Raw genomic sequence first — 9,614 nt, forward strand, 5'->3', positions numbered from 1 at the left:
ATAATGGCTATCGAGATCAAAGCCCCAACCTTCCCGGAATCGGTTGCCGATGGCACCGTTGCCACCTGGCACAAGAAGCCGGGCGAAGCCGTCAAGCGTGACGAGCTGATCGTCGACATCGAGACTGACAAGGTTGTCCTGGAAGTACTGGCGACTGCCGATGGCGTGCTGGGCGACATCGTCAAGGGCGAGGGCGACACCGTCCTGTCCGACGAATTGCTGGGTTCGATCGTTGAAGGCGGTGCTGCCGCCGCGCCTGCCGCGGCCGCCGCACCTGCAGCTGCTCCGGCCGCTGCCAGCGCTGACGCCGGCGAAGATGACCCGATCGCTGCCCCGGCTGCGCGCAAGCTGGCTGAAGAAAACGGCATCGACCTGGCTACCGTGGCAGGCACCGGTAAAGGCGGTCGCGTCACCAAGGAAGACGTGGTTGCTGCTGTTGCCAACAAGAAGTCGGCTCCTGCCGCTGCACCGGCTGCCAAGCCTGCCGCTGCTGCCGCTGCCCCGGTTGTCGTCGCCGCTGGCGACCGTACCGAGAAGCGCGTGCCGATGACCCGCCTGCGTGCCAAGATCGCCGAGCGTCTGGTCGAAGCCCAGTCGAACATGGCAATGCTGACCACCTTCAACGAAGTGGACATGACCGAAGTCATGGCCCTGCGTTCGAAGTACAAGGACCTGTTCGAGAAGACCCACAATGGCGTGCGCCTGGGCTTCATGTCGTTCTTCGTCAAGGCTGCCACCGAAGCGCTGAAACGTTTCCCGGCTGTCAACGCCTCGATCGACGGCAACGACATCGTCTACCACGGCTTCGCCGACGTCGGTGTTGCCGTGTCCAGCGACCGTGGCCTGGTGGTGCCGGTGCTGCGTAACGCCGAGTCGATGAGCCTGGCTGAAATCGAGAACGGCATCGCTACCTTCGGCAAGAAGGCCCGTGACGGCAAACTGTCCATCGAAGAGATGACCGGTGGTACCTTCACCATCACCAACGGTGGCACCTTCGGTTCGATGATGTCGACCCCGATCGTCAACCCGCCGCAGGCCGCCATTCTCGGCATGCACAACATCATCCAGCGCCCGATGGCCATCAATGGCCAGGTCGTGATTCGCCCGATGATGTACCTGGCGCTGTCGTACGATCACCGCCTGATCGACGGCAAGGAAGCGGTAACCTTCCTGGTCACTATCAAGAACCTGCTGGAAGATCCGTCCCGCCTGCTGCTGGACATCTAACCCTCTGGCTGCGTACCGTGCCGGGCCTGGCTTCGCGAGAAGCCATGCCGCGCGGTTCGCGGCTTGTAGCTTGTAGCTGATAAGGAATCTTTTATGACCCAGAAATTCGACGTAGTGGTAATCGGTGCAGGCCCAGGCGGCTATGTAGCTGCCATCAAGGCCGCACAACTTGGTCTGAAGACTGCCTGTATCGAGAAGTACACCGACGCCGAGGGCAAGCTGGCCCTGGGCGGCACCTGCCTGAACGTAGGTTGTATTCCTTCCAAGGCGCTGCTGGACAGCTCCTGGAAATACAAGGAAGCCAAAGAGAGCTTCAACGTCCACGGTATCTCCACTGGCGAAGTGAAGATGGACGTGGCCGCGATGGTTGGCCGCAAGGCGGGCATCGTCAAGAACCTGACCGGTGGCGTTGCCACCCTGTTCAAGGCCAACGGCGTCACTTCGATCCAAGGCCACGGCAAGCTGCTGGCCGGCAAGAAAGTCGAAGTCACCAAAGCTGACGGCACCACCGAAGTCATCGAAGCCGAGAACGTGATCCTGGCTTCCGGCTCGCGCCCGATCGACATTCCGCCGGCCCCGGTCGACCAGAACGTCATCGTCGACTCCACCGGCGCCCTGGAATTCCAGGCCGTACCGAAGCGCCTGGGCGTTATCGGTGCAGGCGTGATCGGCCTGGAGCTGGGCTCGGTATGGGCTCGCCTGGGTGCTGAAGTGACCGTCCTGGAAGCCCTGGACACCTTCCTGATGGCTGCCGACACCGCCGTGTCGAAAGAAGCCCAGAAGACCCTGACCAAGCAAGGCCTGGACATCAAGCTGGGCGCTCGCGTCACCGGCTCGAAAGTCAACGGCAATGAAGTCGAAGTGACCTACACCAACGCCGAAGGCGAGCAGAAGATCACCTTCGACAAGCTGATTGTTGCAGTCGGCCGTCGCCCGGTGACTACCGATCTGCTGGCTGCCGACAGCGGCGTGACCATCGACGAGCGTGGCTACATCTTCGTCGACGATTACTGCGCCACCAGCGTTCCTGGCGTGTACGCCATCGGTGACGTGGTACGCGGCATGATGCTGGCCCACAAGGCTTCGGAAGAGGGCATCATGGTCGTTGAGCGCATCAAGGGCCACAAGGCCCAGATGAACTACGACCTGATCCCATCGGTCATCTACACCCACCCGGAAATCGCGTGGGTCGGCAAGACCGAACAGGCCTTGAAGGCCGAGGGCGTTGAGGTTAACGTGGGCACCTTCCCGTTCGCGGCCAGCGGCCGTGCGATGGCTGCCAACGACACCGGTGGTTTCGTCAAGGTCATCGCCGATGCCAAGACCGACCGCGTTCTGGGTGTTCACGTGATTGGCCCATCGGCTGCCGAACTGGTGCAGCAGGGCGCAATCGCAATGGAATTCGGCACCAGTGCCGAGGATCTGGGCATGATGGTCTTCAGCCATCCAACCCTGTCCGAAGCGTTGCATGAAGCAGCGCTGGCGGTGAATGGCGGCGCCATTCACGTGGCCAACCGTAAGAAGCGTTAATTATAAGAAACCACGGCGGGCTGCCCGTCGTGAGTCTTGCGTGCATGACTCACCGCGGAAAGTCCGCCGGACCGGATCACACGGGAAACCCGGGGTCAACGGTCACAGGTGGTGCGGCGCCACTGATGGCGCAGCGCCGAAGCGCAGTACCTAACGAAGACGGTAAAAAGCATGAATCTTCACGAGTATCAGGGTAAGCAGCTGTTCGCTGAATACGGCCTGCCAGTTTCCAAGGGTTTCGCAGTCGACACCCCTGAGCAAGCTGCAGAAGCCTGCGACAAGATCGGCGGGAACGAGTGGGTTGTAAAAGCCCAGGTTCACGCGGGTGGTCGCGGTAAAGCGGGCGGCGTAAAGCTGGTTCGCAGCAAGGAAGACGCCAAGGCGTTCGCTGCACAGTGGTTGGGCAAGAATCTGGTTACCTACCAGACCGATGCCAACGGTCAACCCGTCTCCAAGATTCTGGTCGAATCCTGCACTGACATCGCCAAAGAGCTGTACCTGGGCGCTGTAGTCGATCGTTCGAGCCGCCGTATCGTGTTCATGGCTTCCACCGAAGGTGGCGTGGACATCGAGAAAGTCGCTCACGAAACGCCTGAGAAAATCCTCAAGGCCACCATCGACCCACTGGTCGGCGCTCAGCCGTTCCAGGGTCGCGAGCTGGCTTTCCAGCTGGGCCTGGAAGGCAAGCAAGTTCAACAGTTTGCCAAGATCTTCGTTGGCCTGGCCAAGCTGTTCAAGGATCATGACCTGGCGCTGCTGGAAGTGAACCCGCTGGTGATCAAGGCCGATGGCGACCTGCACTGCCTCGATGCCAAGATCAACATCGACGCCAACGCCATGTACCGTCAGCCGAAGCTGAAAACCTTCCACGACCCGTCGCAGGACGACGCCCGTGAAGCCCACGCTGCCAAGTTCGAACTGAACTACGTTGCCCTTGAAGGCAACATCGGCTGCATGGTCAACGGTGCCGGCCTGGCCATGGGTACCATGGACATCGTCAACCTGCACGGCGGCAAGCCGGCCAACTTCCTCGACGTTGGCGGTGGTGCTACCAAAGAGCGCGTTACCGAAGCGTTCAAGATCATTCTGTCCGACAGCAATGTCGCGGCCGTTCTGGTCAACATCTTCGGCGGCATCGTTCGCTGCGACATGATTGCCGAAGGCATCATTGGTGCAGTGAAAGAAGTCGGCGTTAAAGTTCCGGTCGTCGTTCGCCTCGAAGGCAACAACGCCGAACTGGGCGCTAAAGTACTGGCAGAAAGCGGTTTGAACATCATTGCGGCAACCAGCCTGACCGACGCTGCTCAACAAGTTGTCAAAGCTGCGGAGGGCAAGTAATGAGCGTCCTGATCAATAAAGATACCAAAGTCATCTGCCAGGGCTTCACCGGCTCGCAGGGTACTTTCCACTCCGAACAGGCCATTGCCTACGGCACCAAGATGGTCGGCGGCGTAACCCCAGGCAAGGGTGGCACCACCCACCTGGGCCTGCCGGTGTTCAACACCGTCAAGGAAGCCGTGGAAGCTACCGGCGCTGACGCTTCGGTCATCTACGTACCCGCTCCGTTCTGCAAAGACTCGATCCTGGAAGCTGCCTTTGGCGGCATCAAGCTGATCGTCTGCATCACCGAAGGCATTCCTACCCTGGACATGCTGGATGCCAAGGTCAAGTGCGACGAGCTGGGCGTGACCCTGATCGGCCCTAACTGCCCAGGTGTCATCACCCCGGGCGAGTGCAAGATCGGCATCATGCCAGGCCACATCCACTTGCCAGGCAAGGTCGGTATCGTTTCGCGTTCCGGCACCCTGACCTACGAAGCTGTGAAGCAGACCACCGACGCCGGCTTCGGCCAGTCGACCTGCGTCGGCATCGGCGGTGACCCGATCCCGGGCTCCAACTTCATCGACATCCTGAAGCTGTTCCAGGAAGACCCGAAGACCGAAGCGATCGTGATGATCGGTGAGATCGGCGGTTCGGCTGAAGAAGAAGCCGCGGCCTACATCAAGGCCCACGTGACCAAGCCTGTCGTTTCCTACATCGCCGGTGTTACCGCACCTGCGGGCAAGCGCATGGGCCACGCTGGCGCCATCATCTCCGGTGGCAAGGGTACTGCGGACGAGAAGTTCGCCGCCCTGCAGGACGCGGGTGTGAAAACCGTGCGTTCGCTGGCTGACATCGGCAAGGCCCTGGCCGAGCTGACTGGCTGGGAAGCCAAGAAGTAATACTGCTACACCCCCCACGCGCACAGAGGCCACCTTCGGGTGGCCTTTGTCGTATGTGGGGTTCGTAGGAGCGGGTTTACCCGCGAAGAGGCCGGTGCTGGCGATAGAGATTCTTCGACAGGTTTAATAGGAATTTTCACGCAGACGAATGTTTCAATCTGAGGATAATGCCTGCTGTCCTCGGTCGCGCAGACGACAAACATGTACGCACATCGGACAAGCAGCACTGTGCCAGTGCGTTTGACTGACAAAACAGTTACATTACGCGTTCACTCTGTGCCCGTGCCCCAAAAGGGAACGACACGCTAAACGGGTCTGGCCTATCAAGCCGGGCAGCATTTCCCCTTACCCAAAGGGAAATCCCCTCTCGAATCCCGATTTCAGCAGTGTGGTACTACCTTAAATGAAAGTTCTCAAAGGCCAGGATATCCTGGCGCTTGGCTTTATGACGTTTGCGCTTTTCGTGGGTGCAGGCAATATCATCTTCCCGCCTATCGTCGGCCTGCAGTCTGGCCCGCATGTATGGATGGCTGCACTGGGCTTCCTGGTGACTGCCGTCGGCCTGCCGGTCATCACCGTGGTCGCCCTGGCCAAGGTCGGTGGCGGCATGGATGCCCTGAGCAGCCCGATCGGCAAGTTCTTCGGTGGCTTGCTGGCTGCTGTGTGCTACCTGTCGGTAGGCCCACTGTTCGCCACCCCGCGTACCGCGACCGTGTCGTTCGAAGTGGGCGTTGCACCGCTGACCGGTGAAAGCCCGCTGGCGCTGTTCATCTACAGCCTGGTGTACTTCATCGTCGTGCTGGCCGTGTCCATGTACCCTGGCAAGTTGCTCGACACCGTGGGCCGCTTCCTGGCACCGTTGAAGATCATTGCCCTGGCCGTACTGGGCATCGCTGCCTTCGCCTTGCCCGCCGGTACCATCGGTGACGCACAGCCTGCCTATGCCGCCGCTGCGTTCTCCAAGGGCTTCTCCGATGGCTACCTGACCATGGATACCCTGGGTGCCCTGGTGTTCGGTATCGTCATTGTCAATGCTATTCGCTCGCGCGGTGTCGAGTCGCCGAGGCTGATTACCCGCTACGCCATCATCGCCGGCCTGATCGCCGGTGTCGGGCTGGCCCTGGTTTACATCAGCCTGTTCCGCCTGGGTGCCACCAGCCACGACATCGCGGCGGACGCCACCAACGGTGCGGCGGTGCTGCATGCCTACGTACAGCACACCTTCGGCTCCCTGGGCAGCGGCTTCCTGGCCGTGCTGATCGCGCTGGCCTGCCTGGTGACCGCGGTTGGCCTGACCTGTGCCTGCGCCGAGTACTTCAGCCAGATCCTGCCGCTGTCGTACCGCGCGCTGGTGGTGATCCTCGCCGGCTTCTCGCTGCTGATTTCCAACCTTGGCCTGACCAAGCTGATCATGTTCTCGATCCCGGTGCTCACCGCCATCTATCCGCCGTGCATCGTGGTGGTTGGCCTGAGCTTCGTGAAAGACCTGTGGAACTCGCCAACGCGCATCCTGGCACCGGTGATGCTGGTGTCGCTGTTGTTCGGCATGGTCGATGCGATCAAGGGCAGCAGCCTTGCCCACGTGTTGCCAGACTTCATGGCGCACCTGCCATTGAGTGATGCCGGCATGGCCTGGCTGGTACCTTCGGTGGTGACCCTGGTGGGTGCCGTGGCCTGCGACCGCATGCTCGGCAAGCCGCGCGAGGCGCTGGCCTGACCGGACAAGTCGAAGCCTGAGGGCGGCACCGGCCACAAGCCGAAGGGTGCCCGCCAAGGGTGAAAACAAGAGAGCCCCGTCTCCGAAAGGATGCGGGGCTTTTTGCTGTTTGCCTGTTTCGGCCGCTTCGCAGCAGGTAATGCATTTTTCAGTGTGCAGGTGTGCCTTTTGCCGCTTGCCAGCGTCGAAATCCGGTCCCTATCCTTTAGGCACATGGCCCTTTCGGTAACCCTGCATGAACTTCATCCAAAGCAACCTCAACAACCTGCTGGCCATCGCCTGGTTCGCCCTGTGCTGGGGTGGCTATACCCGCTATGCGATCTGGAAGGGGCGCGACACCGCGTGCCTGGCCAGTGTGCTGCACTTGTACCGCGAAGACTGGATGCGCCGCATGCTGCTGCGCGACAACCGCATCGCTGATGCCAGCGTGATCGGTAACCTGGAGCGCAACGCTTCGTTCTTTGCCTCCAGCACCCTGATCATTCTGGCTGGCATCCTCACCGTGCTCGGTGCCTCCGACCGGGCACTGTCGTTGCTGGCCGACCTGCCGCTGGTTCAGCAAACATCCCAGGGCATGTCGGAGATCAAGCTGCTGTGCCTGGCCATGGTATTTGTCTATGCCTTCTTCACGTTCAGCTGGTGCATGCGCCAATACAACTTTGCCGCCGTGCTGGTGGGGTCGGCGCCGATGATCGGCGAACGGCTGGTCAATGAGCTGGAGCGCAAGGCGTTCGCCTCCCGCGCGGCGCGGGTGCTGTCACTGGCCGCCAACCAGTTCAACTTCGGCCTGCGCTCGTATTACTTCGGCATGGCCATGCTGACCTGGTTCATCAGCCCTTGGCTATTCATGGTGGTGAGTGTGGGCGTGGTATTGATCCTGTACCGCCGTGAGTTCCATTCCGATGTACTGGAAGTGATGGTCTTCACGCCCACTGAAAGCGCCCCCACGGACGCGGGCAAGGAAAGCGCCGCTGGCAACGCTTGACCCGATCAGGGGGGGCGCCGCCGGGTTGTCTAGCGGCTGCCAACCTGCGCCTGCAGCCAGGCAACTGTCGCCGGCGAGGCCTGGCTGAGGGGGATCGAAGCCTGGTGCACGCTGCCATCCCAGCCTTCCATGGTGATCCACAATTCAGCGTTGGGTCGGGTCTTGGCCGGAACCGGGACGGAAGCGCCCATGCTGTAGGGTGAACCGAAGAAGATGCTCCCGGCCGCGCGCAGGCTGCGTGGCTTACCCACCCGCAGGTAGGTGGCCTTCACTTCGCCGATACAGTGGTTGCACAGCGCCGCACTGAAACTCTTGAAATACCCGGCCGGGCCTTCCTGGCGGGGCGCCGACGCACGGAATTCGGCCAGGCGCAGGCTCCATGGGCCCACTGCGACCACACCCGCCTCACGCTCACCCAGCCCGGCTTCACCTTTGAACAACGCCTGGTCGGCAAAATACCTGGGCATGAACCCCAAGGGGATGAGTATCAGCAGGATGTTCAGGTGAAAGCGCCATTTCAGCCACAGGCGGCGTGAGGCCGAAGGTGCGTCGGTGGTGGTGGCTCGGCTCATCGGGCGGTCTCCGGCAGGTGGGCGTCTTGCGCGGCGTTGGCCGTTGGTGCGCTGCGCGGCTTGCGTTTCAGTGCGGCTGCAGTGGCCTGTGCGGTGCGCTTGCTCCAGATCAACAGGCCGCTGAGCACCATCAAGGTCAGCACCAGGCCAAAAACGAACCAGATCATCTTGACCCACAGCCCGCCGAAGTCGCCTGTGTGCAACGGGCGCATGGATTCGGTGACGAACTCCAGCGACGTGCGATCATCCAGGGTGTGCGAGGTGGCGACCACGCCTGTGTACGGGTTGATGCTGGCGCTCTGGAACATCAGCGGGTACCAGCCGCGGCCACGGATGTTGAAGGTGTCATAGGCATTGCCGGGCAGGCGCACGAAGGATGCCTCGAAGCCGGGGATCTGCGCCTTCACCGTTTCGATGGCATGCTCCAGGCTGACCAGCCGGGGCGCTTCGCCAGCCTGCAGCAGCGGTACGTCCTCGCGGGCCACCACGGCGGGGGCGTCGCGGCTTGAGATCGAGATGTGGTTGTCGGCCAGCAACGCCTGGATCAGGAACCAGGTGCCGGTGATCGCGATCACGGCAATGAACCAGATCGACCAGATACCGCTCAGGCGATGGAAGTCACCCCAGAAGATGCGCGCACCTTGGCGAAAGCGCAGGGTAGGTTTCAGAAAGCCTTTCCAGAAGCGCTTGTAGACGACCAGGCCGGTGACCAGCGAGGCAAGCATCGGCAAGCCCAGCAGCGAGACCAGGTACCACCCCCACGGGTAGCCGTTGCCGAAAGGTACCAGCCACCAGCCATGCAAGGCGCGAGTGAACTGGCGGAAGTCGAAGGAAGGGCTGATGCCCTGGATCTTGCCTGTATAGGGGTTCACGTAGAGGTTCTGGGTGGTGTTGTCCGGTTGCACCACCTGCACCTGCAGCGCGAAGTGCGACTCGTCCGGGCGCATGATGTATTGCACATCCAGATCGGGGCGGGCTTCACGCAGGGCCTTGAGCACCTGGTCGTAAGTCAGCAGTGGCGCATCATCGCTCGGCTTCGCCGCGCGTATCTCCGGTTTGGCCAGCCACACCAGCTCTTGGCTGACCACTGCCAGGGTGCCGGTGAAGCAGACGATCAGCACGAAGAACCAGATGGGCAGGGCCAGCCAGCTGTGAACCAGGAACCAGAGTTTCGAGCGTGACTTTTTGGACATAGGGGCCGGTGCCTTGTGGTTTGGGGGGCTTGCGCGTCGATCCCTCGCGGTATGAGGAAAATCCCGCCGGTACCCTTATGACGCGCGAGGGCAGGCAAACCGGAAAACCGTCTGTCATGGCGAACCCCAGGCCCCCGCTGAGCCTGCCTTTGCCGGTGGCCGTGACGG

At 61.5% G+C, this 9,614-nt stretch carries 8 protein-coding genes; 6 read left to right on the forward strand and 2 right to left on the reverse strand.

Annotation, left to right across the window (positions count from 1 at the left end; translation table 11 throughout):
- Positions 1-3: 3 nt before the first annotated feature.
- The 6 genes from odhB to KW568_RS08980 all read left to right on the forward strand — a co-directional run bounded on the left by odhB (position 4) and on the right by KW568_RS08980 (position 7,681).
- The gene (odhB, locus tag KW568_RS08955; RefSeq protein ID WP_003254209.1) at positions 4-1,227 is read left to right on the forward strand and encodes a 2-oxoglutarate dehydrogenase complex dihydrolipoyllysine-residue succinyltransferase; all 1,224 of its coding nucleotides are present in this window, start codon (positions 4-6) and stop codon (positions 1,225-1,227) included.
- 93 nt (positions 1,228-1,320) lie between these two features.
- Positions 1,321-2,757 (forward strand): dihydrolipoyl dehydrogenase, encoded by a 1,437-nt coding sequence (gene lpdA / locus KW568_RS08960; protein ID WP_003254207.1) that lies wholly within the window; start codon positions 1,321-1,323, stop codon positions 2,755-2,757.
- A 171-nt stretch (positions 2,758-2,928) separates the two neighbouring features.
- Positions 2,929-4,095, forward strand: a complete 1,167-nt coding sequence (gene sucC, locus KW568_RS08965; RefSeq protein WP_003254205.1) for an ADP-forming succinate--CoA ligase subunit beta — start codon at positions 2,929-2,931, stop codon at positions 4,093-4,095.
- Positions 4,095-4,979: a succinate--CoA ligase subunit alpha gene (gene sucD / locus KW568_RS08970; protein ID WP_003254203.1), complete on the forward strand. Its 885-nt coding sequence runs from the start codon at positions 4,095-4,097 to the stop codon at positions 4,977-4,979. The genes sucC and sucD overlap by 1 nt, the downstream gene beginning before the upstream one ends.
- Positions 4,980-5,382: 403 nt before the next feature.
- Positions 5,383-6,696, forward strand: a complete 1,314-nt coding sequence (gene brnQ / locus KW568_RS08975; RefSeq protein ID WP_003254201.1) for a branched-chain amino acid transport system II carrier protein — start codon at positions 5,383-5,385, stop codon at positions 6,694-6,696.
- A gap of 235 nt (positions 6,697-6,931) precedes the next feature.
- A complete protein-coding gene (locus KW568_RS08980; protein WP_003254200.1) occupies positions 6,932-7,681 on the forward strand; it encodes a DUF599 domain-containing protein in 750 nt (249 codons plus the stop codon).
- A 29-nt stretch (positions 7,682-7,710) separates the two neighbouring features.
- Here KW568_RS08980 and KW568_RS08985 read toward each other — a convergent pair whose 3' ends face one another.
- Entirely contained in the window at positions 7,711-8,253 is a 543-nt protein-coding gene (locus tag KW568_RS08985; protein WP_004573639.1) for a hypothetical protein, read from the reverse strand.
- On the reverse strand, positions 8,250-9,446 hold the full coding sequence (locus tag KW568_RS08990) for a PepSY domain-containing protein (protein WP_004573638.1): 1,197 nt from the start codon (positions 9,444-9,446) through the stop codon (positions 8,250-8,252). Before KW568_RS08990 ends, KW568_RS08985 begins: the two co-directional genes overlap by 4 nt.
- Positions 9,447-9,614: the final 168 nt, after the last annotated feature.

The organism is Pseudomonas sp. HD6515 (assembly GCF_024971855.1).
In the GTDB taxonomy this organism is placed as follows: Bacteria; Pseudomonadota; Gammaproteobacteria; order Pseudomonadales; family Pseudomonadaceae; genus Aquipseudomonas; species Aquipseudomonas alloputida.

Coding starts and splice junctions, on each gene's coding strand:
- odhB (WP_003254209.1), top strand. CDS start 4: ATGGCTATCGAGATCAAAGCCCCAACCTTCCCGGAATCGGTTGCCGAT.
- lpdA (WP_003254207.1), top strand. CDS start 1,321: ATGACCCAGAAATTCGACGTAGTGGTAATCGGTGCAGGCCCAGGCGGC.
- sucC (WP_003254205.1), top strand. CDS start 2,929: ATGAATCTTCACGAGTATCAGGGTAAGCAGCTGTTCGCTGAATACGGC.
- sucD (WP_003254203.1), top strand. CDS start 4,095: ATGAGCGTCCTGATCAATAAAGATACCAAAGTCATCTGCCAGGGCTTC.
- brnQ (WP_003254201.1), top strand. CDS start 5,383: ATGAAAGTTCTCAAAGGCCAGGATATCCTGGCGCTTGGCTTTATGACG.
- KW568_RS08980 (WP_003254200.1), top strand. CDS start 6,932: ATGAACTTCATCCAAAGCAACCTCAACAACCTGCTGGCCATCGCCTGG.
- KW568_RS08985 (WP_004573639.1), bottom strand. CDS start 8,253: ATGAGCCGAGCCACCACCACCGACGCACCTTCGGCCTCACGCCGCCTG.
- KW568_RS08990 (WP_004573638.1), bottom strand. CDS start 9,446: ATGTCCAAAAAGTCACGCTCGAAACTCTGGTTCCTGGTTCACAGCTGG.